The organism is Oryzisolibacter sp. LB2S, from assembly GCF_040732315.1.
Taxonomy (GTDB): Bacteria; Pseudomonadota; Gammaproteobacteria; order Burkholderiales; family Burkholderiaceae_C; genus Alicycliphilus; species Alicycliphilus soli.
In genome coordinates, this window is the sequence record NZ_CP160388.1 from 3709660 (window position 1) to 3731521 (window position 21862).

Here is a 21862-nt window from a genome sequence, read left to right on the forward strand (position 1 = left end):
GATTGTGCGGTGACGATAGCACCGTGGCGACTCATGACGCCCCCAGAAGGCGGGAAACCAACCCACGCCTCCTGCGCCCTTTCGCCCGCACCAGCAACACGCTGATGTTGTCGCGCCCGCCCATGGCATTGGCCGTGGCGACCATGCGCCGGGCCTTCTCGGCCAGTGCAATCGGCAGGCGTGCGAGCTCGGCGAGTGTATCGTCGCCCACCATGTCCGTGAGTCCATCGGAACACAGAATGAACAGGTCCTGCGGCTCGACGGGAAACTCGTTGATCTCGGGGTGCACCGTACTGTCCACCCCGAGCGCACGCGTGACCAGGTTGCCCAGCCCCGACATGGCGGCCTGCGCGGGCGTGAGCAGGCCCAGATCGATCTGCTCCTGCAGCCAGGAATGGTCGCGCGTGATCTGGCGCAGCTCGTTGCCGCGCAGGCGATAGCAGCGCGAGTCGCCGATATGACCCAGGATCAGGCGCCCGGCCCAAAAGACTCCGACGACCAGGGTGGTGCCCATGCCCAGATACTGCGGATTGGCCAGCGACGCGCCAAAGATGGCCTGGTTGGCGTTGTCCACGCAGGTCTGCAGCGCGCGCCGCACCTCGGCGATGGAAACGGCGGCCGGCGCCTCCTCGAGCCACTGCGCCAACTCGGCACCGATGACGTTGATGGCCATGCCGCTCGCGACCTCGCCGGCGTTGTAGCCACCCATGCCGTCGGCCAGCAGCACGAGCTGGACGTTCTCATGGATGGCCACCGCGTCTTCGTTGTTGGTGCGAACGCGCCCGGTATCGGTCAGCGCGAAAAACTCGTAGCCGGGGTTGGACGGAGACATCATCCAATGCTCCGGCCGGTACGCGCAGGTGGGATGAGAGGCAAGCGCTGTCTTGCCGTGACCGTCTGTGGAGATCCCACCATGTTATGAATTGATGCAATATGTTACAGAGGACTGCATCATAGACCGAGTCGCTCTTTTGTGGCGAGCGGCAGCGGCTTTTTTTTCATTCCATGGCGGGTATTCGGCCAGCCCCCCGCGGCCTGTGCACCCTGGCGGGGCATGAAGCCCCACTCCGCCGGGCTGCCATTGCCGGGCAGAATGCAAAACGCCAGCCCGATGGCTCGGGCTGGCGTCTGGTCATGGCACGCAGCCTGGGGTTTCTCACTCCCATGCCGCCAAGACTTGCCCGGCGTGGCCGGGCAACGCGGGATTACAGCAGGCCCTTGAGGATGCGGCCCATCTCGGACGGGTTGCGCGTGATCTTGAACCCGCACTCTTCCATGATGGCGAGCTTGGCGTCGGCCGTGTCGGCGCCGCCGGAGATCAGCGCGCCCGCATGGCCCATGCGCTTGCCCGGAGGGGCCGTGACGCCGGCGATGAAGCCGACGATGGGCTTCTTCATGTTGGCCTTGCACCACTGGGCGGCCTCGGCCTCGTCGGGGCCGCCGATCTCGCCGATCATGATCACGGCGTCGGTGTCGGGGTCCTCGTTGAAGGCGCGCATCACGTCGATGTGCTTGAGGCCGTTGATCGGGTCGCCGCCAATGCCCACGGCCGACGACTGGCCGATGCCCAGCTCGGTCAGCTGCGCCACGGCCTCATAGGTCAGCGTGCCGGAGCGCGAGACCACGCCCACGCGGCCCTTCTTGTGGATATGGCCGGGCATGATGCCGATCTTGATCTCGTCGGGCGTGATCAGACCCGGGCAGTTGGGGCCGAGCAGCAGCGTCTTCTTGCCGCCGGCGGCCTCCTTGGCCTTCATCTTGTTGCGCACTTCGAGCATGTCGCGCACCGGAATGCCCTCGGTGATGCAGATCGCCAGGTCCAGATCGGCCTCGACGGCCTCCAGGATGGCGGCGGCCGCGCCTGCGGGCGGAACGTAGATCACGCTGACGGTGGCGCCGGTCTGCTGCGCGGCTTCCTTGACGCTGGCGTAGATCGGGATGTTGAAGATGGACTCACCGGCCTTCTTCGGGTTCACGCCGGCGACGAAGCAGTTCTTGCCGTTCGCGTATTCCTGGCACTTCTCGGTGTGGAACTGGCCAGTCTTGCCCGTGATGCCCTGGGTGATGACTTTCGTGTCTTTGTTGATGTAGATCGACATGTTGTTCTCTCCGGGGGCTTACTTGACGGCTTCGACGATCTTGGTGGCGGCTTCGGCCATGGTGTCTGCGCTGATGATGGGCAGGCCGGACTCGGCCAGCATCTTCTTGCCCAGCTCCTCGTTCGTGCCCTTCATGCGCACGACCAGCGGCACCTGCAGGTTCACGGCCTTGCAGGCGGTGATGACGCCGGTGGCGATGGTGTCGCAGCGCATGATGCCGCCGAAGATGTTCACCAGAATGCCCTTGACCTTGGGGTTCTTGAGCATGATCTTGAAGGCCTCGGTGACCTTCTCGGGCGTGGCGCCACCGCCCACGTCCAGGAAGTTGGCGGGCTCACCGCCGAACAGCTTGATGGTGTCCATGGTGGCCATGGCCAGACCGGCGCCGTTGACCAGGCAGCCGATGTTGCCGTCCAGGCTGATGTAGGCCAGGTCGAACTTGGAGGCTTCGACTTCGGCCGGGTCTTCCTCATCGAGGTCGCGCAGGGCGACGATCTCGGGGTGGCGGAACAGCGCGTTGCTGTCGAAGTTGAACTTGGCGTCCAGGGCGATGATGTTGCCCTTGCTGTCGCGGTTCAGCGGGTTGATCTCGACCAGCGAGGCATCGGTGTCCATGTAGCACTTGTAGAGCTTGCGGCACACGTCCACGAACTGCTCCACCGAGTCGGCCGGCATGCCCACGCCGCGCGCCAGTTCCTGGCCCTGCGCGTCGGTGAAGCCCACGAGCGGATCGACGAAGACCTTGACGATCTTCTCGGGCGTGCTGTGCGCCACTTCCTCGATGTCCATGCCGCCCTCGCTGGAGGCGATGAAGGCCACCTTCTGGCTCGCGCGGTCGGTCACGACCGACAGGTAGTATTCCTTCTGGATGTCGGCACCGTCCTCGATGTACAGGCGGCGCACCTTCTGGCCCTCGGGGCCGGTCTGGTGCGTGACCAGCTGCATGCCCAGGATCTGGCCGGCCAGGTTCTTGACGTCGTCAATGGTCTTGGCCACCTTCACGCCGCCGCCCTTGCCGCGGCCACCGGCGTGGATCTGCGCCTTCACGACCCAGATCGGGCCGCCGAGTTTTTGAGCGGCTTCCACGGCCTCTTGCACCGTGAAAGCGGGAATGCCACGCGGGACGGGCACGCCGAAACTGCGCAAGATTTCCTTGCCTTGGTATTCGTGAATCTTCATGAGGTCTCTCTCAGGGGAAGGATGGTGTTTGTACCCGTTCTATTGATGTGCAGAAACTGCCGCATGCCCGGGAATGGCAATCATCGATTGTATTATGTTGCGATGCACCATGCTTGGTGCACATTGACGATGCGGCCGCGCCTGTGCGCGGCGCTGCAGGAGATCACCCATGCCCAAGGTCTTTATCGATGGCGAGGCAGGCACCACCGGCCTGCAGATTCGCGAGCGTCTGCAGGCCATGCCTGCTGTCGAACTGGTCAGCATTGCGCCCGAGCTGCGCAAGGACGCGGGCGCCAAGCGCGCGCTGATCGCCGGCGTGGATCTGGTCGTGCTCTGCCTGCACGACGACGCCGCACGCGAGACCGTGGCGCTGGTGGACGCCATCACGGCCGAGACGGGCCGCGCCATCAAGATCATCGACGCCTCCACCGCCCACCGCACGGCGCCGGGCTGGGTGTTCGGCTTCCCGGAACTGGCCGCGGGCCAGTGCGAGGCCGTGCGCGGCGCCACGCGCGTGGCCAACCCGGGCTGCTACGCCACGGGCGCCATCGCACTCCTGCGCCCCCTGGTCGATGCCGGGCTGATCGCCCCCGACCAGGCGCTGGCCCTGCCCTCGGTGAGCGGCTACTCGGGCGGCGGGCGCACCATGATCGAGGCCTACGAGGCCGGCCAGGCCGCGCCCTTCGAGCTCTACGCCCTGGGCCTGTCGCACAAGCACCTGCCCGAGATCATGAAGTACACGGGCCTCACGCGCCGGCCCATCTTCATCCCCTCGGTGGGCAACTTCCGCCAGGGCATGCTGGTGGAGCTGCCGCTGCACCTCGATCTGCTGCCCGGCAGCCCGAAGGCCGCCGACCTGCACGACGCGCTGGCCGCGCACTACACCCGCAGCAACACGCCCGAGCAATGGGTGAAGGTGCTGCCCGCCACCGAGGACGGCAAGCTCAATGCCCAGGCGCTCAACGACAGCAACCAGCTCGAGCTGCGCGTGTTTGCCAACGAGACCTATCGCCACGCCGTGCTCGTGGCGCGGCTGGACAACCTGGGCAAGGGCGCGAGCGGCGCCGCGGTGCAGAACCTCAGGCTGATGCTGGGAATCGAATAAAAACAGCCTATGACACTTTCCTAGCAAGCGCGAGCAGCTCACCTTTTTATAGTAAATCAGGCTGCGCCCAGGCGCTGGAACAGGCCGCCGGGCAGGCGCGCCACCAGGCCATCGAGCTCGAGCTCGAGCAGCCAGGCCTGCAGCGTGGCGGCGTCACGCCCCGTGCGCGCCACGAGCGCATCCAGCCCCAACGGGTCATGGCCCAGCGCCTGCAGCACCTCCTGATGCCGGTGGGTGGCCGGTGCCGGCTCGGGCGCGGCCACCGAGGCGGGCCGTGGCGATGCAGCGCCGCCCGGCTGCAGCTCCTCCAGCACGTCCTCGGCCGCCTCCACGAGCTTGGCGCCCTGACGCAGCAGCGCATGGCAGCCGCGTGACTGCGGCGCGTGAATGGAGCCGGGGATGGCGAACACCTCGCGCCCCTGCTCGGCCGCCAGGCGTGCGGTGATCAGCGAGCCCGACTGCAGCGCGGCCTCCACCACCAGCGTGCCCTGCGACAGGCCCGAGATGATGCGGTTGCGCCTGGGAAAGTTGGCCGGCAGCGGCGGCGTGCCCAGCGGGTACTCGCTGACCAGCAGGCCGTGGCGCGCGATCTGCTGGGCCAGCTCGCGATTGGCGCGCGGGTAGACGCGGTCCAGCCCCGTGCCGACGACGGCGATGGTGGCCGGCGTGGCCGGGTCGGCCGACGCCTGCAGCGCGCCCTCGTGGGCCGCCGCATCCACGCCCAGCGCCAGGCCGGAGACGATGGTCAGGCCCGCGTCGCGCAGCGCGCGCGCAAACTGGCGCGCATGCTGCGCCCCCTGGGCCGTGGGGTTGCGGCTGCCAACCATGGCCAGGCAGCGCTGCGGCGCAAATGGCTGGCCCTGCGCGTGCACGAACTGCGGCGCGCCCAGCAGGTAGAGCAGCAGCGGCGGGTCTTCGGTGGCCAGCAGCGCCGGGGGATAGGCCGCGTCGCCCAGCGTGACGATGCGGCGCGCGGGCTCGCCAGCGTCCTGTAGCCAGGCCCAGGTCTGCTCCAGCAGCGCCTCCAGGGTCTCGGGCGGGCGCGCCAGCGCCGCGGCCTGGGCCGGTGTCACGCAGGACCGCCAGGCCGCCGGCGGCTGCGCAAAGATGGCCTGCGGCAGGCCCAGCGCGGCCAGCAGGCGTCGCGCCGCACCCCGACCCACGCCGGGCGTGGTGGACAGGCGCAGCCAGCCGGCAAGTTCGTCGCGCTCCATGGAGGTCATCACAGTGCGCGCGCCATCAATGGCGCCTACTCGGGGTTGACCAGGCGGTCACCCACGACCACGTCGCGCTCGGCCTGCAGGATCAGCGCGTAGGACACGCGCTCGAAGGTCAGGAACACCATGGCCAGGCCGTTGGGCTCGCTCGGCAGGCGAACCATGGTCCTATCCTCGTCGGTCTTGTCCCTGATGCGCTCGCCGCCGGTGCGCAGCTGCAGCACCATGCCGGCGTCCATGCCGTCCGCGCTGCCGCGGTTGATGGTGATCACCTGGTTCTGCCCGGCGCTGGCACTGGCGCCGCTGCCATAGATGGACATGACGCTGGCCTGCACCGGCCCCTGCGGCGCATGCGGCGCGTAGTTGACCAGGCTGCGCTGCGGTGCGGGCAGCAGGCGGTCGCCGATGCGCACCTCTTCCTTCACGCCGGTCAGGTCCACCGTGGCCGGCACGATATCCGTCACCGCTTCGCGCCCGTCCTTCGTCGTCTGCTCGAGCGACTCGCCACGCGCGAGCTCGGCACGGCCCACGTACTGCGCCTCGTAGCCCAACACCAGGCCGGTCTCGGGATCCCTGAGCGGCACGGCGTTGCGAAACACCCGGTACTGGCGCGGCGTCTCGGGCGTCATTGCGAGCGGGTTGCCCTGCGGCCCGCGCACATAGGCACGGTCGCCATTGGCCATGATCACGCGCTTGTCCCGCGTGGCGATGATGCGCGGCGCCTGCGCCAAGGCCAGCTCGTCGACCACCAGGGGCTGCACGAGGAAGGGCTCGATCAGGTGCATCTTCACGGTCGGCAGTGCCGCATCGGCCAGGCTCTCGTAGCGCGTGCGCGGCGAGACGCGCACGGTCTCGCCCGCGCCGCCGCCGCGGCTGGTGCTCAGGCGCGCATAGCCGTCGACCTTCTCCAGGTACAGGGTCTGGCCCGGGTAGATCAGGTGCGGGTTGGCAATGGCCTGCAGGTTCATGCCCCAGAGCTCGGGCCAGCGCCAGGGGCGCTTGAGATACAGGCCGGAGATGGCCCACAGCGTGTCGCCACGCTGGACCACATAGGTGTCGGGCGCGTTCGGAGCCAGTTCGGCCAGCGGCACGCCGCGCGCGGCCACCTGCTGCGCCGTGGCGCGCTGGGTAGCGGTGACGGGATAGCCCTGGGCCTGGGCGGCCGGCGCCAGCGCGGCCAGCCCCAGCCCCAGCACCATGGCACCCAGCGCCGTCGCGCGCGAACGGGCCAGGGCCGTCAGATGGTTTCTCTTGTCATGCATTGGATAGCACCCCTCCCACCGGCAGTCTGTAAATTTTTTTACAAAAGAAACCGCCTTGGATACTCATTAAACGATTCGAGATTCTCTGCCCTAGTCCTTCATCGGGCAATGATTATTGTGGGCAGCGCCTGCAATGACCGGGCAAAGTGGCGAAAATAGCGACATATCCAGCATCGCGCCATGGCCATTCTTCCGATTCTTTGCTACCCCGATCCCCGCCTGCACAAGGTCGCGCGCCCCGTCGCGCAGGTCGATGAGCGCGTACGCGCCATCGTCGACGACATGTTCGCCACCATGTACGACGCCAACGGCATAGGCCTGGCGGCCACGCAGGTGGACGTGCACGAGCGCATCGTGGTGCTCGACGTGTCCGAGGAGCGCGACCAGCCCATGGTGCTGATCAACCCCGAGATCACCTGGGCCAGCGACGAGAAGCGCGTGGGCGACGAGGGCTGCCTGTCCGTGCCCGGCATCTACGACGGCGTGGAGCGCTCGCTGGCCGTGCATGTGCGCGCGCTCGACCGCGACGGCCAGGAGCGCACCATCGAGGCCGAGGGCCTGCTGGCCGTGTGCGTGCAGCACGAGATGGACCACCTGATGGGCAAGGTGTTCGTCGAATACCTCTCGCCCCTGAAGCGCAACCGCATCAAGACCAAGCTGCTCAAGCAGCAAAAGCAGGCCGCGCGCGCATGACCAGGCTGGCCGCGGCCATGGCGCTGGCCCTGGGCCTGAGCGCCTGCGCCGTGCCCGAGTGGCAGCAACCGGGCACGCCGCTCGCGGACGTGGAGCGCGACATGGGCCGGCCCACGCTGACCGAGCCCCTGCAAGGCGGTGGTCAGCGCCTGCTCTACAGCCGACAGCCCGCGGGCCAGCAGGTCTATCACATGGACTTCGACGCGGGCCAGCGCCTGGTGCGCGTGCGCCAGGTGCTGACGCTCGCGAACTTCCAGGCGCTGCACAGCGGCGTGGACACCCGGGAGACGGTGCGGCGCATGTTCGGCCCGCCAGCGCTCGTGGAGCGGGTGGCGCGCTTTGACGGCGACATCTGGACCTACCGCATCCTGGACAACGGCGAGCCACGCCAGGCCCATGTGCACATCGACCCCGCGGGCGTGGTGCGCCGCGTGATGTTCACCGACGAGCGCATGCGCGACCTCGAACCCCCTCGTTGAGAACCCATCCCATGAGAGTCATCTTTGCCGGCACGCCGGAGTTTGCGCGCGTGGCCCTCGAGCGCCTGCTGGCCGCGGGCTTTGCCGTCCCCCTGGTGCTGACCCAGCCCGACCGCCCCGCGGGCCGCGGCATGAAGCTGCAGGCCTCGCCCGTCAAGCAATGCGCGATCGCGCATGGCATCACCGTCGCCCAGCCGCGCAGCCTGCGCCTCGATGGCAAATACCCCGACGATGCGGCCGCGGCGCGCGCGGCGATGGCGGCCGCCGACGCCGACGTGATGGTGGTTGCCGCCTACGGACTCATCCTGCCGCAATGGGTGCTTGATCTACCCCGGCTCGGTTGTCTGAACATCCACGCCAGCCTGCTGCCGCGCTGGCGCGGTGCGGCGCCCATCCACCGCGCCATCGAGGCCGGCGACGCCGAGACCGGCGTGACCATCATGCAGATGGACGCGGGACTGGACACGGGCAACATGCTGCTCATGGAGCGCCTGGCCATAGGCGCCACCGACACCACGGCCAGCCTGCACGACCGCCTGGCCGATCTGGGCGGGCGCCTGATCGTCGAGGCGCTGCACCGGGCCGCGGACGACGCCCTCACGGCCACGCCCCAGCCCGCCGAGGGCGTGACCTATGCGCACAAGATAGACAAGGCCGAGAGCGTGATCGATTGGAGCCAGAGCGCCGAGGTGATCGCCCGGCGCGTGCGCGCCTTCGACCCCTTCCCCGGCGCGGCCACCCATCTCGGGCCCGACACCATCAAGGTCTGGAACTGCGAAATTGATAGCTGCTCGCGCTTGCGTGGTGCGCGCTGCGGCCAGATTTTGCATATAAATCATGCCGGCATCAGCGTGGCCTGCGGCGCGGACAGCGTGCTGCGCCTGACGCTGTTGCAGCGCGCCGGCGGCAAGCGCCTGGCGGCGGCCGACTTCCTGCGCGGCTTTGCACTCGCGCCCGGCATGGTGCTGGGCGCATGAATCTGCAGGCCTGGCTCGCCCGCACGCGCGACCCGGTGTTTCGCCAGGGCGCGGCCGACATGCTGGGCGCCGGCCTGGGCGTGGGCGCCTGGGGGCTGGTCACGGGCGTGGCCATGGTCAAGGGCGGCATGTCCACGCCGCTGGCGCTGTTCATGTCGCTCACGGTGTACGCGGGCAGCGCGCAGCTGGCCGTGCTGCCGCTGCTGGTGGCGGGTGCGCCGCTGTGGGTGATCTGGCTCACGGCCACCTGCGTGAACCTGCGCTTCGTGATCTTCAGCAGCATGTGGCGCAGCTATTTCGCGCATCTGCCGCGGCGCCAGCGCATGGCGCTGGGCTATTTCAGCGGCGACGTGATCTTTGTCGCCTTCATGAAGCGCTACCCCCGGCCCGAGCCCCAGGCCGAGCAACTGCCCTACTTCTGGGGCGCGGCCACGACCAACTGGCTGGCCTGGCAGGTGCCGTCGATTGCCGGCATCATCCTGGCCAACGCGATTCCGCTGTCCTGGGGCCTGGGCTTTGCCGGGGTGCTGGCGCTGCTGGGCATTCTGCTGTCCATGCTGGGCGATCGCGCGAGCTGGCTGGCCACGGCCGTGGCCTGCACGGCGGCCGTGGCGGCGTTCGCGCTGCCGCTCAAGCTCAACATCCTCGTGGCCATCGCCGCGGCCGTGGCGGCGGGCCTGGCCATGGAGGCTGCCGAGCGCGCCGCGCGGCGCGCGCGCATGCGCGCCACGGGAGGCGACGCATGAACGGCGAATGGCTCTCGCCCCTCATCGCCACGCTGGGCCTGGTGCTCATCACCGTGGTCACGCGCGCCTTCTTCATGATCCCCGAGCGCGAGCTGCCCATGCCCGACTGGCTGCGCCGGGGCCTCAAATACGCACCGCTGGCGGCGCTGGCCGCCGTGATAGCGCCCGAGCTGGTCATGACCCAGGGCGCGCTCATCCAGACCCTGCTGGACGCGCGCCTGCCCGCCGCGGCCGCGGCCACGGCCTTTTACTTCTGGCGCCGCAGCATCCTGGGCACCATCGTCGTCGGCATGGCCGTGTATCTGCCGCTGCACATAGCCCTGGGCTGGTGAGCGCGGGCTCCCGAGTTACGAGCCGGTTACCGCGCCGCCTACAATGCGGCGCGATTTTCATTCGACCGCAAGACCCGCCATGCATATTCTTCGCTTCTCCGACCTTTGCGCCAACGGCCAGGCCCGCGGCCAGCGCGTGTTCATCCGTGCCGACCTGAACGTGCCGCAGGACGATGCCGGCCGCATCACCGAGGACACACGCATCCGCGCCTCCGTGCCCTGCATCCAGATGGCGCTCGACGCCGGCGCCGCCGTCATGGTCACGAGCCACCTGGGCCGCCCGACCGAGGGCGAGTTCAAGCCCTCCGACTCGCTCGCCCCCGTGGCCGCACGCCTGTCCGAGCTGCTCGGGCGCGAGGTGCCGCTGATTGCCAACTGGGTCGACGGCGTTGCCGTGCAGCCCGGCCAGGTCGTACTGCTGGAGAACTGCCGCGTGAACATGGGTGAGAAGAAGAACAACCCGGAGCTGGCCAAGAAGATGGCCCAGCTCTGCGACATCTACGTCAACGACGCGTTCGGCACGGCCCACCGCGCCGAGGGCACGACCTACGGCATCGCCGAATACGCAAAACAAGCCTGCGCCGGCCCGCTGCTCGCCGCCGAGATCGACGCCATCACCAAGGCGCTGGCCGCACCGAAGCGCCCGCTGGTGGCCATCGTCGCGGGCTCCAAGGTCTCGACCAAGCTCACCATCCTGCAAAGCCTGGCCAAGAACGTGGACCAGCTCATCGTCGGCGGCGGCATCGCCAACACCTTCATGCTGGCTGCGGGCCTGCCCATAGGCAAGAGCCTGGCCGAGCCCGACCTGCTGGATGAGGCCAAGGCCGTGATCGCCGCCATGGCCGCACGCGGCGCCGAGGTGCCGATCCCGACCGACGTGGTCGTGGCCAAGACCTTTGCGGCCGATGCCCCGGCCACGGTGAAGAAGGCCAGCGAGGTGCAGGAGGACGACATGATCCTGGACATCGGCCCCGAGACCGCCGCGCGCCTGGCCGCGCAGCTCAAGCAGGCTGGCACCATCGTCTGGAACGGCCCGGTGGGCGTGTTCGAGTTCGACCAGTTCGCGGGCGGCACCCAGGCGATTGCGCGGGCGATTGCCGAATCGAGCGCGTTCAGCATCGCCGGCGGCGGCGATACGCTCGCGGCGATCGCCAAGTACGGCATAGAGAAGGACGTGGGCTACATCTCCACGGGCGGCGGCGCCTTCCTCGAGGTGCTCGAGGGCAAGCAGCTGCCGGCCTTCGAGATCCTGCAGAAGCGCGCCGCGGGCTGATCGCCGCAGTAGCTATTCAAACAAGAGCTCCCAGCGCTTATTGGACGGGCGCTGGCGGCCTTTTTTTATTGAATTTTCTGTGTGGCACTGCGCGCGGGCCACAGCACCGAGGCGATCGCCAGCACCATGAGCGCCACGGCCGTCCAATCCTGCCAGCGCAGCGGCTCGCCCAGCCACAGCGTGCCGCTGAACACGCCCAGCACGGGAATCATCATCACGCTGAGCGTGGAGGCCACGGGCGGCAGCGTACGCACCAGGAAGAACCAGGCCGTCTGCGCAAAACCCAGCACCAGCAGGCCGTTGTAGACGATGGCCGCGAGCGCCTGGGCGTCGGGCAACTGCCAGCGGTCGCGCTCGAACAGCGCCGCGAGCACCGTGAGCGACGCGCAGGTGATGGCCACCATCCAGAACGACAGCGTGAGCAGCGGCACGGGTATGGTGAGCCGGCGCAGCAGCTGCGTGCCCAGGGCCCAGCTCGCGGCCGAGACCAGCATCAGCGTCACGCCCAGGGGCCGACTGCCCAGCGCCCCCATCTCGTGCCACAGCAGCAGCACCACGCCCAGCAGCGCCGCCGCCACGCCGGCCCAGGCGCGGCCCGCGAGCCGGTCGCCAAACAGCCATGCGCCCATGACGGCGGAGAAGATCGGCATGGTGTAGCCCAGAATGGCCGCGCGGCCGCTCGAGAGCAGCGGCATGGCCAGGATCATGAGCGCGTGCCACAGCACCATGTTGGTCACGGCCAGCAGCGCCAGCCGCCCCCAGTGGGCGCGCTCGATCCTGAACGACAGGCCCTGCTGCACGATCACCGCCGCCAGAATCGGCAGGCCCAGCCACAGCGATGCCATGCGAAACGACAGCGGCGGGAAATGCCCGACGCCGACCTTCATCACCGGCCAGTTCAAGCCCCACACCAGCGTCAGGAGCGCAAGGACGACAAGCTGGCGGCGGGAGAAGGCGGGCATGGCCGGCGATTGTGCCGGGCCGGCGCGGCATGCGCCGCCGGCGGGGCCCATGGCCCCAGGCCGCAGTGGCTAACCGGACCTGGCGGCGCAGGCGCGCTGCCACAGGCTGCCGGGGCTGGCCCCGCCGTGATGCGCCAGCAGCTCGGAAAAATGACGTCGCTCGCCCCCGCGCAGCTTGACCAACGGCGCCACAGCAGCCTGCGCCGGGGCCAGGCAGAGCCGGGGGTAGAGCAGATACCACTTCCAGCGCAAGGCCTTCTGGTAGAAGTAGGCCGTGTCTTCCGCGCTGTACAGCGACAGATGAAAGGCATTGCCGCGCCGCAGCACCTGCTGGGCCGCAACGTGGATGAGCAGGTATTCGGGGTCCGGGATGCCCTGCAGCAGCTCAGCCCCCCAGGGCCTGGCGCGCAGCTCTGCCAGATAGTCCTGCGTGCCCTGGGTGATCAGCGCCAGATGAAACTCCTGCTGCCAGGCCGTCACGAACGGTGCGTGGGCCGGCGCGCCAAAGGCCCAGCTCTCCACCACCGGCCAGCGCGCGTCATGGGTGAAGCCCTCGAGGAAGAAGCCCGCGAACTCGCTGCCCTGCGCCTGCTGCTCGGCGACCAGCCAGTCCAGAGAGCGGGTCAGCACGATGGAGGCATCGAGCCAGAAGCCACCATGGTGGCGCACCAGGTACAGGCGCAGCCAGTCGGCCTGCTTGGCCGCGGCGAGGTCGAGAAAACCGGGCGGCAGATCGCCGGGCGCGACGAAACGCTCGAGGTTGCCGGCATGGAGCACCTCGACGCTGTAGTCCGGGCATTGCCGGCGCCAGTTGTCCACGCACTGGGCGACGACGGGGTCCAGCGTGGCGCCGTTCCAGTAGGTCCAGATGCGCCGGGGAATGGCGGCCGGTGGGGTGCCCGCCATGCCCGGCGCGCCCGAACCCTTGAACACCATGGGCAGGGCCTGCCCCTGGTACGCGGCAGCGGTGGCGGGTCGCAGCAGGGACAGCAATTGGAGCGCGGTGCGCAGGACCGCGGCGGGCACAAGGGTTGGCATGGGATGAGACGGGAGGGGAGCTGGGTGCGGAGCAAGCCGGCCTGCGGCGTGCGCGGGCCCGATTGTCACCGCGGACGGCCGTTGCAGCGGTGCTCTCCTAAAATTCCCCCCATGACCTTTCTCGACATGCTGCGCGACGCCACCACGCGCAATGACTCCCTGCTGTGCGTGGGGCTGGACCCCGAGCCCACGCGCTTTCCCGCGGGCATGCAGGGCGACGCGCGCCGGATCTACGACTTCTGCGCCGCCATCGTGGACGCCACGGCCGACCTGGTCTGCGCCTTCAAGCCGCAGATCGCCTACTTTGCCGCCCATGGCGCGGAGGACCAGCTCGAGCGCCTGATGCAGCACATGCGCAGCAACGCGCCACATGTGCCGGTGATCCTGGACGCCAAGCGCGGCGACATCGGCTCCACGGCCGAGCAGTACGCGCGCGAGGCCTTCGAGCGCTACGGCGCCGACGCCGTGACGCTCTCGCCCTTCATGGGCTTTGATTCCGTCGCGCCCTACCTCGAATACCACGGCAAGGGCGCGTTTCTGCTGTGCCGCACCTCCAACCCCGGCGGCGACGATCTGCAGGCCCAGCGCCTGGCCAGCGTCGAGGGCCAACCCCTGCTCTACGAGCATGTGGCGCGCCTGGCCCAGGGCCCGTGGAACAAGAACGGCCAGCTCGGCCTGGTGGTGGGCGCGACCTACCCCGAAGAGATCGCGCGCGTGCGCGCCATCGCGCCCCGGCTGCCGCTGCTGATCCCGGGCGTGGGCGCCCAGGGCGGCGATGCGGTTGCCACCGTGCGCGCCGGGCTCACCGAGGACGGCCCCATCATCGTCAACTCCTCGCGCGCCGTGCTCTACGCCTCCAGCGGCGCCGACTTTGCCCAGGCCGCGCGCGCCGCGGCCCTGGCCACGCGCGCCGCGCTCAACGCCGCACGCACCTAGCCTGTCGGGCCCGGCCATGCAGCTCAAATGGCTGGAGGACTTCATTGCGCTCGCCCATGAGCGCAGCTTCACGCGTGCGGCCGAGCTGCGCCATGTCACGCACCCTGCCTTTGGCCGGCGCATTCGCGCGCTCGAGGCCTGGGCCGGCACGGCGCTGGTCGAGCATGGCGGCACGCCGGTGCGCCTGACCCCCGCGGGCCAGGCGTTTCTCGAGACCGCAGAGCAGACCGCGCGCGGCCTGGCCCAGTCGCACGAAGAGCTGCAGGCCCTTGCCGGGCGTCAGGCGCGCACCGTGACGCTGGCCACCGGCCGCACGCTGGCACGCACCCTGGTGGCCGACTGGCTGGTACGGCTCGCCCCGCTGCTGGGCCAGGACGGCGAGCTGCGCATACGCACCGGCTCGCTGGCCGAGACGGTGGACGGGCTCCAGCGCGGCGAGGCGGACTTCGCCATCCTCTACCACCACCCAACGCTGGTCGTGCCGCTGGATGCGCGCCAGTTCCAGCATCTCACGCTGGCCAGCGACCGGCTGGTGCCCGTCGCGCGCGCCGACGCCCAGGGCGCGCCGCTCCACGCGCTGGGCGGCGACGCGCCGGTGCCCCATGTGGCCTATGCGCACACACTGGCGCTGGGCCGGCTGCTCGAGGACCACCTGGCCCACCACCCGGCGCGCCCACGCCTGCGGCGGCTGCTCGAATGCGACTCGCCCGACGCCAACTACGAATACACGCTCCAGGGCCTGGGCGTGGCCTGGCTGCCCTGGTCCATGGTGCATGCCGACTGCCAGGCAGGGCGGCTGGCGAGCGCAGGTGACCGCAGCCTGGAGCTGAAGTTCGACGTGCGCCTGTACCGCCCCAAGCGCCGCCTGGGCCCGTTGGCCGAGACGCTGTGGGGCGCCATGGCCCGGCGCTGACCCGCCACGAATTGGCACAAATGCGTGCCCATTCGGCACCATGCTGCGGTGCACCGCTACGCACAATGCGGCCACACCCCACATGACATCAGAGGAATCCATGCGTCCCACGCCCCCCACCCTCTCGCGCCGCCTTGCCGCCGCCCTCATCGCCGGCGGCTTGACCCTGCTGTGCACGGCACCGGCCGCCGCACAGGAGGCCGCCTGGCCCGCCAAGCCCATCACCCTCGTCGTGGGCTATCCGCCCGGCGGCAGCACCGACCTCATGGGCCGCCTGGTGGGCGCCGAGCTCTCCACGCGCCTGGGCCAAGCCGTGGTGATCGAAAACCTGGGCGGCGCCGGCGGCACCATAGGCGCGCAAAAGGTGGTCGGCGCGGCGCCCGACGGCTACACCCTGCTGGTGGGCTCGAGCAACGAGCTCGCGATCGCCAGGCTGATCAACAAGAGCGTCAAGTACAGCCCCGCCAACTTCACGCCCGTCGGCCTGATCGGCTCCCAGCCCCTGGTGCTGGTGGCCTCCACCGCCACTGGCGTGAAGAACGCCGGCGACTTCACCGATCTGGTCAAGAAGAACCCGGGCAAGTTCAGCTACGGCAGCTCGGGCGTGGGCACGGCCCTGCACCTGGCCGGCGAGATGGTCAAGGAACAGGGCGGCCTGTTCATGACCCACATCCCCTACCGCGGCGTGGCGCCGCTGACCAACGACCTGGTGGGCAACAACCTGGAGTTCGGCGTGTTCGTGCTCTCCAGCGGCCTGCCGCACATCAAGTCGGGCAAGGTGGTGGCGCTGGGCACGACGGCGGCCAAGCGCGCGCCGGCCACGCCCGACATCCCGGCCCTGGCCGAGCTGCCGCAGTTCAAGAACGTGGACATCGAGAGCTGGTTCGCCCTGGTCGGGCCGGCCGGCCTGCCCCAGCCCGTCGTCGCCAAGCTCAAGAAGGCGCTGGCCGAGACCCTGCAGTCGCCCGACTTCCGCAAGAAGATGGCGGCCGCCGGCTCGGGTGTGGCCGCGCCCGACGCCAACCTGCCCCAGTTCTGGCGCGACGAGGTCGCCAAGTACACCAAGATCGTGCAATTCGCGAAGATCGACGAATGACAGACCCGCTGCAATTTGCGCTGCCCGCACCCGACATCGCCGCCTGGCGCGCCGGCAACACGGACACCGAGGGTGTGTGGCGCTTCGACTCCGGCAACCCCGGCCGCCATGTCCTGATCAGCGCGCTGATCCACGGCAACGAGCTGTGCGGCGCCTGGGCGCTCAAGGGCCTGCTCGAGGCCGGCCTGCGCCCGCAGGCGGGCCGGCTCACGCTGGCCTTCTGCAACCTCGCGGCGTTCGACCGGTTCGATCCGGCCAACCATGACGCGGCGCGCTTCGTAGAGCAGGACATGAACCGCCAGTGGCAGGACGCGCGCATGGATGCCGCAGACAGCCTGGAGCGCCGGCGCTGCGACGCGCTGCGCCCCTATGTGGCAGAGGCCGACTGGCTGCTCGATCTGCACTCCATGCACGAGCCCTGCGTGCCGCTGCTGCTCACGGGCATGCAGCCGCGCAACCTGCAGTTGGCCAAGGCCCTGGCCACGCCCGAGCACATCGTGATCGACGCCGGCCACCAGGACGGCACGCGCATGCGCGACTACGGGCGCTTCGGCCTGGACGACGCGGCGGCCGGCGACAGCCGCTCGCTGCTCGTGGAATGCGGCTTTCACGGCGACCCGGCGAGCCGCGCCGTGGCCCAGGACATGTGCCTGCGCTTTCTGCAGGCCGCGGGCGTGGTGGACGCGGCCACGCTCGCGCAGCGGCTGCCCGGCTGGCGCCTGCCCGACGCGCCGCGCCAATGGGCGCTCGCGGTCACGGGCCCGGTGGTGGCGAAAAGCGAGCGCTTTCGCTTCACCGAGCCCTTCACGGGCCTGGAGGTGATCCCCAAGGCCGGCACGGTGATCGGTGACAACGATGGCGAGCCGGTCACCACGCCCTATGACGACTGCGTGCTCGTCATGCCCAGCACGCGCCAGGCGCGCGCCGGCGTGACCGTGGTGCGCTTTGCCAGGCGGCGCGCGCTTTGACGCCACGGGCCCGCGCCTGACCCGGATCAAGCGTGCCGCATTTTTCCGACAGCGCCCCGGGGTGCGGCTGACGCCCATCCGGGTTACCCCTAGAATCGCGTGCAATTTATTACATTTGTATAAATTTCATGCGATTACTCGACCGCCTGCGCCTGTCGCAGAAGTTCCTGATCCTGGGTGCCATCGCCCTGCTCATGATGGCACTGCCCGCCGGCCTGTACCTGCGCGACAAGCTGGACCAGGTCCAGATCCTGGACACGCAGGCACGCGCCATGCCGGCGCTGCAGCGGCTCGGCGAGGCCGTGCGCCTCACGCAGACGCACCGGGGCCTGTCCGCGGCCACGCTCGCGGGCGACGAGCAGCTCGCGGCGCGCCGGCCGGCCGTGCGCGACGCGCTGGAACAGGCGCTGCAGGCCTCGGCCACCGAGCTCGACGCGGTCGCGCCCGAACAGGCCGCGGAGCTGGCGCGCCTGCGTCAGGACTGGCAGGCGCTGCAGCAGGCCGAGGCCGACCGCGCCCTGGCGCCCGCGCAAAGCCTGGCGCGCCACACGCGGCTGGTGGCGCGGCTGCTCGAGCTGAGCGATCAGCTGCTGCACACGAGCGGCCTGAGCACCAGCGACCGGCGCGACACCCAGGCGTTGATCGAGGCCGCACTCGAACAACTGCCCATGCTGGGCGAGCAGCTGGGCCAGATGCGCGCAATGGGCACGGGCGCGCTGGCCCGCGCCGAACTGCCCCCCGACGTCCGCGGCCAGCTGCGCGCCCTGCGCGCGCGCGCCGATGAGTTCGATGCGTCCAGCCAGGCCAGCCTGCAGCGCGCCCAGCGCTACGCGCCCGAGCGCAGCGCCGTGCTGACGCCGGCACTCGCGAGCGAAAAGGCGCGCGTGGCCGAGGCCCTGACCATGGTCGACGAGGGGCTGCTCGAGGCCGTGGAGATGCAGCTCCCCGCCGCACGCTACTTCGACACGCTCACGGCCGCCATCGAGGCCGTGAACGCGCTTGGCGGCCAGGCCACGCAAGCATTGCTGTCCATGGCCCAGGATCAGGCCGCGCAGGCACGGCGCACGCTCTGGCTCATGGCCGGCGCGCTCGCGGCCCTGCTGCTGCTGGCCCTGGCCCTGGCCGCCGTCTTCGTGCGCTCCATCACGCGCCCACTGGACCAGGCCGTGGCGCTGGCACGTGCCGTGGCCCGGGGCGACCTGAGCGGCGCCGACCAGCCCCATGGCAGCAACGAGGTCGGCCAGCTCATCGCCGCACAGCAGCAGATGCGCGCCACCCTGCGCCCCATCGTGGCCCAGGTGCGCCGCGGCTCCGAGAGCGTGGCCCTGGCGAGCAGCGAGATCGCCCAGGGCAACCACGACCTGTCGGGCCGCACCGAATCCCAGGCCAGCGCGCTCGAGCAGACGGCCGCCTCCATGGAGCAGCTCAGCGCCACGGTGCAGCACAACGCCGAGACCGCGCGCGAGGCCAGCCAGCTTGCCGAGCAGACGCGCGACATGGCCCGCCAGGGCGGCGCCAGCGTGGAGCAGGTCGTGGGCACCATGCGCGGCGTGCACCAGGCCGCGCAGCAGATGGCCGACATCATCCAGGTGATCGACGGCATCGCCTTCCAGACCAATCTGCTGGCCCTGAACGCCGCCGTGGAGGCCGCGCGCGCCGGCGAGCAGGGGCGCGGCTTTGCCGTGGTGGCCAGCGAGGTGCGCGGCCTGGCCGGACGCAGCGGCGAGGCCGCCAAGCAGATCCGCGCCCTCATCGAGGACAGCCGCGCGCGCGTGGACCAGGGCAACGAGCAGGCCGCCGCCGCGGGCCAGACCATGGCCGAGGTGGTGCAGAGCATGCAGCGCCTGAGCGCCCTGGTCGGCCAGATCAGCACCGCCAGCCAGGAACAGGCCAACGGCGTGGCCCAGGTGGGCGAGGCCGTCAGCGCCCTCGATCAGGTGACGCAGCAGAACGCCGCGCTGGTCGAGGAAATGGCCGCCGCCGCCGACGCGCTGAGCGGCCAGTCCCAGGCACTGGTGCGGGCGGTGGCGGTGTTCCGCAGCGCGGCCGACACGCCCCACGTGGAGCAGACGCGGATGCCTGCGCTCACATGCTGAGCGGTCGGGGACGGCCCTGCCCCACCGCCGCGCGCCTTTGGGCCTGACGAGGGAATGAGGAGGCAAACAGCCGCCGCTGATTCCAGTCCCTGAGGCGATGCATAGAATCGATGGCTTTACCCAGCCGCGACATGAGCGACTACCTCAAGGCCCTGGCGCTGAGCTCGGCCCTCTGCCTGACCGGCGCGCCGCAGCCCTTGGCGGCACAGGGCGCGATCGAGCTTGCCGATGCCAGGCACAAGACCATCACACTGGCCCGCCCGGCGCAGCGCATCGTCTCGCTCCAACCCTCGTTCACCGAGGCCCTGTGCGCCCTGGGCGGCTGCGACGCGCTTGTGGCCGTCGACCGCCATTCACTCTGGCCCGGGCAGGCGGCCGCACTGCCCAAGGTGGGCAGCCTGCGCGACCCGGACATGGAGCGCATCGTCGCCCTGCGGCCCGATGTGGTGCTGTCGCGGCCCGGGCACAAGCTCAACGAACGGCTCGAGAGCCTGGGCATCCAGGTGCTGGCGCTCAACGTGCAGACCTACGAGGACATGGCCCGGGACATGGAAACCCTGGCCATGCTGATCGGGAGGCCGGGCGCGGGCCAGCGGCTGTGGCGGCAGACGAAGGAGCGGCTCGCCGCACTGCGGCGCGAGGTGCCCGCGCACTGGCAGGGCAGGAAGGTGTACTTCGAGCTGCACAGCGGCATGGCGGCCGCGGGCGAGGCCTCGTTCATCGGCCAGACCCTGCAGGGCCTGGGGCTGGTGAACATCGCGGGCCGCGACCTGCCGATGTACCCCAAGCTCAACCCCGAATATGTGGTGCGCGCCAACCCGGACCTGGTCATCACCATGACCGACATGCCTGTGCCGCCCCCCGAGCGCCAGGGCTGGAACCGCATCGCCGCGCTGCGCGGCAACGGCTACTGCCGCATTCCGAACGCCGAGTTCGACCTCCTGGTGCGCCCGGGCCCGCGCGTCGTCGATGCGGCGCGCTTGGTCCTGCAATGCCTGCAGCGGCTGTCGCCCGATGCCGGGACATCAAGGCCGTGACGCCAGCAAAGCAGCATGACCAGTAACCAGGCTCACCTCATGGCCCCGGCCAGGCCTCTTCCCCAGCGCAACGTCATCCTGGGCACGCAGCTGGTGTTCAACATCGGCTTTTTTGCCGTCGTGCCCTTCATCGCCATGCACATGCGCGACGACCTGCTGATGGGCAGCGCCATGATCGGCATCGTGCTGGGCGTGCGCACGTTCTCGCAGCAGGGCATGTTCTTCCTCGGCGGGCTGCTAGCGCAGCGTTGGGGCTATCGTCGGCTGATGCTGGCGGGCTGTGCGGTGCGGGTGCTGGGCTACCTGGGGCTGGCCCTTGCCCAGACGCCGCTCATGCTCATTGCCAGCGCGTCCCTGACGGGCCTGGGCGGCGCCATGTTCTCGCCCTGCATGGAGGCATTGACGGCCGAGATACAGGCCCGCGATCAAGAGGCGCGCCCAGCGACGCAGGCTCGCGCCAACCTGTTTGCGGCCTTTGCCGTGGCCGGAGAGCTCGGCGCCGTGGCCGGGCCTGTGCTGGGTGGCCTGCTCATGCCCTGGGGCTTTGCCTGGCTTGCGGTGTCATGCGCCGGCGTGTTCGTGCTGGCCGCCATCGTGCTGCATGCGACGGTGCCGCACGATCTGCAGCGCGCCAAGGCCATGCCGGGCGGCTGGCGCCGGGTGTTCGGCGAGCGTGACTTCCTGCTGTTTGCGCTGGCCTACAGCACCTATCTGTTCAGCTACAACCAGCTGTACATGGCCGTGCCTGCCGAGATCTCACGCATCGGCGCACCGCCCATGGCGCTGTCCTGGCTGTTTGTGCTGGCCTCGGTGCTGGTGATCGGGCTGCAGTTTCCGATAGCGGCGCTGTGCCGCAGGATGTCCGCACGCAAGGCCCTGGTCATAGGCTTTGCGTGGATGACGCTGGCCTTTGGCGCCCTGCTGGGCAGCATGCTCCCCGGGGTTCCCGATGCTTTTTCGGCCTCCCATGCCAGCGCCGTGCCCGTGACGCTGTTCGTGCTCTTGCTCAGCCTCGGACAGATGTTCGCCGCGCCCGTGGCCATGTCGCTCGTGCCGCACTTTGCCCGGCAGCAGGCCTTGCCGGTCTACTACGGCCTGCTGGCCTCGATGGGCGGACTCATGGTGCTGTGCGGCAATGTGGCCGTGGGACTGGTGCAGGACGCGCTCGCGCACATGGCCGTGCCGGGCGGCACCGGCCTGGCCTGGGGCCTGGCGATGCTGCTGCCCGCAGCGAGCGCCTGTGCCATGGCGCGGCTGCGCCTGCCGCGCGCAGACTCTTGAACCAGTTTGACCCGCCAGGCAACAGCGTAAACCCTAGTGTTTTGATTGGTAATGAGAATTGTTTTCAACTTAATCCCTAGAATGCCGCGGCCGGTACGGGCCGATGGGCATGTCGATGCACGTGACATGCGTCCATGGGTTGGCGGGCGGTTCTCCTCATTCATCCATCGACA

At 69.6% G+C, this 21862-nt stretch carries 21 protein-coding genes; 14 read left to right on the plus strand and 7 right to left on the minus strand.

Annotated elements, in window-relative coordinates:
• Nucleotides 1-31: 31 nt before the first annotated feature.
• The 3 genes from ABUE11_RS17440 to sucC all read right to left on the minus strand — a co-directional run bounded on the left by ABUE11_RS17440 (nt 32) and on the right by sucC (nt 3278).
• A complete protein-coding gene (locus tag ABUE11_RS17440) occupies nt 32-832 on the minus strand; it encodes a PP2C family serine/threonine-protein phosphatase (protein ID WP_367068856.1) in 801 nt (266 codons plus the stop codon).
• Between the two features lie 373 nt (nt 833-1205).
• Entirely contained in the window at nt 1206-2099 is an 894-nt protein-coding gene (gene sucD, locus ABUE11_RS17445) for a succinate--CoA ligase subunit alpha (RefSeq protein ID WP_367066705.1), read from the minus strand.
• Nucleotides 2100-2117: 18 nt separating this feature from the next.
• The gene (gene sucC / locus ABUE11_RS17450) at nt 2118-3278 is read right to left on the minus strand and encodes an ADP-forming succinate--CoA ligase subunit beta (protein WP_367066706.1); all 1161 of its coding nucleotides are present in this window, start codon (nt 3276-3278) and stop codon (nt 2118-2120) included.
• Between the two features lie 169 nt (nt 3279-3447).
• Here sucC and argC point away from each other — a divergent pair, with 169 nt between their 5' ends.
• Nucleotides 3448-4383, plus strand: coding sequence for an N-acetyl-gamma-glutamyl-phosphate reductase (gene argC / locus ABUE11_RS17455; protein WP_367066707.1), 936 nt, complete (start codon nt 3448-3450; stop codon nt 4381-4383).
• A gap of 56 nt (nt 4384-4439) precedes the next feature.
• On the opposite strand, the gene dprA is transcribed toward argC, so the two are convergent.
• Together dprA and ABUE11_RS17465 are read right to left on the minus strand one after the other, a co-directional pair.
• Nucleotides 4440-5597: a DNA-processing protein DprA gene (gene dprA, locus ABUE11_RS17460; protein ID WP_367068857.1), complete on the minus strand. Its 1158-nt coding sequence runs from the start codon at nt 5595-5597 to the stop codon at nt 4440-4442.
• Nucleotides 5598-5632: 35 nt separating this feature from the next.
• Nucleotides 5633-6862 carry a LysM peptidoglycan-binding domain-containing protein gene (locus ABUE11_RS17465; RefSeq protein WP_367066708.1) on the minus strand — a complete coding sequence of 410 codons (1230 nt, stop codon included), beginning with the start codon at nt 6860-6862 and terminating at the stop codon, nt 5633-5635.
• A 180-nt stretch (nt 6863-7042) separates the two neighbouring features.
• Here ABUE11_RS17465 and def point away from each other — a divergent pair, with 180 nt between their 5' ends.
• The 6 genes from def (at nt 7043) to ABUE11_RS17495 (ending at nt 11362) form a co-directional block, all read left to right on the plus strand.
• Nucleotides 7043-7555: a peptide deformylase gene (gene def / locus ABUE11_RS17470; protein WP_367066709.1), complete on the plus strand. Its 513-nt coding sequence runs from the start codon at nt 7043-7045 to the stop codon at nt 7553-7555.
• Nucleotides 7552-8034: a hypothetical protein gene (locus ABUE11_RS17475; RefSeq protein ID WP_367066710.1), complete on the plus strand. Its 483-nt coding sequence runs from the start codon at nt 7552-7554 to the stop codon at nt 8032-8034. Before def ends, ABUE11_RS17475 begins: the two co-directional genes overlap by 4 nt.
• A gap of 11 nt (nt 8035-8045) precedes the next feature.
• A complete protein-coding gene (gene fmt / locus ABUE11_RS17480) occupies nt 8046-9011 on the plus strand; it encodes a methionyl-tRNA formyltransferase (RefSeq protein WP_367066711.1) in 966 nt (321 codons plus the stop codon).
• Complete coding sequence (locus tag ABUE11_RS17485) at nt 9008-9757, plus strand: AzlC family ABC transporter permease (protein ID WP_367066712.1); 750 nt, start codon at nt 9008-9010, stop codon at nt 9755-9757. Before fmt ends, ABUE11_RS17485 begins: the two co-directional genes overlap by 4 nt.
• Nucleotides 9754-10089, plus strand: a complete 336-nt coding sequence (locus tag ABUE11_RS17490; RefSeq protein WP_367066713.1) for an AzlD domain-containing protein — start codon at nt 9754-9756, stop codon at nt 10087-10089. Before ABUE11_RS17485 ends, ABUE11_RS17490 begins: the two co-directional genes overlap by 4 nt.
• A 79-nt stretch (nt 10090-10168) precedes the next feature.
• The gene (locus tag ABUE11_RS17495; protein ID WP_367066714.1) at nt 10169-11362 is read left to right on the plus strand and encodes a phosphoglycerate kinase; all 1194 of its coding nucleotides are present in this window, start codon (nt 10169-10171) and stop codon (nt 11360-11362) included.
• Between the two features lie 65 nt (nt 11363-11427).
• On the opposite strand, the gene ABUE11_RS17500 is transcribed toward ABUE11_RS17495, so the two are convergent.
• Together ABUE11_RS17500 and ABUE11_RS17505 are read right to left on the minus strand one after the other, a co-directional pair.
• A complete protein-coding gene (locus ABUE11_RS17500) occupies nt 11428-12324 on the minus strand; it encodes a DMT family transporter (RefSeq protein WP_367066715.1) in 897 nt (298 codons plus the stop codon).
• Between the two features lie 69 nt (nt 12325-12393).
• Complete coding sequence (locus tag ABUE11_RS17505; protein ID WP_367066716.1) at nt 12394-13362, minus strand: capsular polysaccharide synthesis protein; 969 nt, start codon at nt 13360-13362, stop codon at nt 12394-12396.
• A gap of 111 nt (nt 13363-13473) precedes the next feature.
• Here ABUE11_RS17505 and pyrF point away from each other — a divergent pair, with 111 nt between their 5' ends.
• From pyrF to ABUE11_RS17540, 7 genes are all read left to right on the plus strand, one after another.
• The gene (gene pyrF, locus ABUE11_RS17510; RefSeq protein ID WP_367066717.1) at nt 13474-14298 is read left to right on the plus strand and encodes an orotidine-5'-phosphate decarboxylase; all 825 of its coding nucleotides are present in this window, start codon (nt 13474-13476) and stop codon (nt 14296-14298) included.
• A 16-nt stretch (nt 14299-14314) separates the two neighbouring features.
• Nucleotides 14315-15211, plus strand: coding sequence for a LysR substrate-binding domain-containing protein (locus tag ABUE11_RS17515; protein WP_367066719.1), 897 nt, complete (start codon nt 14315-14317; stop codon nt 15209-15211).
• Nucleotides 15212-15311: 100 nt separating this feature from the next.
• The gene (locus ABUE11_RS17520) at nt 15312-16307 is read left to right on the plus strand and encodes a tripartite tricarboxylate transporter substrate binding protein (protein ID WP_367066721.1); all 996 of its coding nucleotides are present in this window, start codon (nt 15312-15314) and stop codon (nt 16305-16307) included.
• The gene (locus ABUE11_RS17525) at nt 16304-17275 is read left to right on the plus strand and encodes a succinylglutamate desuccinylase/aspartoacylase family protein (RefSeq protein WP_367066722.1); all 972 of its coding nucleotides are present in this window, start codon (nt 16304-16306) and stop codon (nt 17273-17275) included. The genes ABUE11_RS17520 and ABUE11_RS17525 overlap by 4 nt, the downstream gene beginning before the upstream one ends.
• Nucleotides 17276-17403: 128 nt before the next feature.
• Nucleotides 17404-19371, plus strand: a complete 1968-nt coding sequence (locus tag ABUE11_RS17530) for a methyl-accepting chemotaxis protein (protein WP_367066724.1) — start codon at nt 17404-17406, stop codon at nt 19369-19371.
• A 110-nt stretch (nt 19372-19481) separates the two neighbouring features.
• Entirely contained in the window at nt 19482-20408 is a 927-nt protein-coding gene (locus ABUE11_RS17535) for a helical backbone metal receptor (protein WP_367066725.1), read from the plus strand.
• Nucleotides 20409-20423: 15 nt separating this feature from the next.
• On the plus strand, nt 20424-21689 hold the full coding sequence (locus ABUE11_RS17540) for an MFS transporter (protein ID WP_367066727.1): 1266 nt from the start codon (nt 20424-20426) through the stop codon (nt 21687-21689).
• Nucleotides 21690-21862: the final 173 nt, after the last annotated feature.

Coding starts and splice junctions, on each gene's coding strand:
- sucD (WP_367066705.1), bottom strand. CDS start 2,099: ATGTCGATCTACATCAACAAAGACACGAAAGTCATCACCCAGGGCATC.
- ABUE11_RS17535 (WP_367066725.1), top strand. CDS start 19,482: ATGGCTTTACCCAGCCGCGACATGAGCGACTACCTCAAGGCCCTGGCG.
- sucC (WP_367066706.1), bottom strand. CDS start 3,278: ATGAAGATTCACGAATACCAAGGCAAGGAAATCTTGCGCAGTTTCGGC.
- ABUE11_RS17505 (WP_367066716.1), bottom strand. CDS start 13,362: ATGCCAACCCTTGTGCCCGCCGCGGTCCTGCGCACCGCGCTCCAATTG.
- ABUE11_RS17530 (WP_367066724.1), top strand. CDS start 17,404: ATGCGATTACTCGACCGCCTGCGCCTGTCGCAGAAGTTCCTGATCCTG.
- ABUE11_RS17520 (WP_367066721.1), top strand. CDS start 15,312: ATGCGTCCCACGCCCCCCACCCTCTCGCGCCGCCTTGCCGCCGCCCTC.
- dprA (WP_367068857.1), bottom strand. CDS start 5,597: ATGGAGCGCGACGAACTTGCCGGCTGGCTGCGCCTGTCCACCACGCCC.
- ABUE11_RS17525 (WP_367066722.1), top strand. CDS start 16,304: ATGACAGACCCGCTGCAATTTGCGCTGCCCGCACCCGACATCGCCGCC.
- pyrF (WP_367066717.1), top strand. CDS start 13,474: ATGACCTTTCTCGACATGCTGCGCGACGCCACCACGCGCAATGACTCC.
- ABUE11_RS17440 (WP_367068856.1), bottom strand. CDS start 832: ATGTCTCCGTCCAACCCCGGCTACGAGTTTTTCGCGCTGACCGATACC.
- ABUE11_RS17515 (WP_367066719.1), top strand. CDS start 14,315: ATGCAGCTCAAATGGCTGGAGGACTTCATTGCGCTCGCCCATGAGCGC.
- ABUE11_RS17495 (WP_367066714.1), top strand. CDS start 10,169: ATGCATATTCTTCGCTTCTCCGACCTTTGCGCCAACGGCCAGGCCCGC.
- ABUE11_RS17500 (WP_367066715.1), bottom strand. CDS start 12,324: ATGCCCGCCTTCTCCCGCCGCCAGCTTGTCGTCCTTGCGCTCCTGACG.
- ABUE11_RS17485 (WP_367066712.1), top strand. CDS start 9,008: ATGAATCTGCAGGCCTGGCTCGCCCGCACGCGCGACCCGGTGTTTCGC.
- argC (WP_367066707.1), top strand. CDS start 3,448: ATGCCCAAGGTCTTTATCGATGGCGAGGCAGGCACCACCGGCCTGCAG.
- ABUE11_RS17465 (WP_367066708.1), bottom strand. CDS start 6,862: ATGCATGACAAGAGAAACCATCTGACGGCCCTGGCCCGTTCGCGCGCG.
- def (WP_367066709.1), top strand. CDS start 7,043: ATGGCCATTCTTCCGATTCTTTGCTACCCCGATCCCCGCCTGCACAAG.
- ABUE11_RS17540 (WP_367066727.1), top strand. CDS start 20,424: ATGACCAGTAACCAGGCTCACCTCATGGCCCCGGCCAGGCCTCTTCCC.
- fmt (WP_367066711.1), top strand. CDS start 8,046: ATGAGAGTCATCTTTGCCGGCACGCCGGAGTTTGCGCGCGTGGCCCTC.
- ABUE11_RS17490 (WP_367066713.1), top strand. CDS start 9,754: ATGAACGGCGAATGGCTCTCGCCCCTCATCGCCACGCTGGGCCTGGTG.
- ABUE11_RS17475 (WP_367066710.1), top strand. CDS start 7,552: ATGACCAGGCTGGCCGCGGCCATGGCGCTGGCCCTGGGCCTGAGCGCC.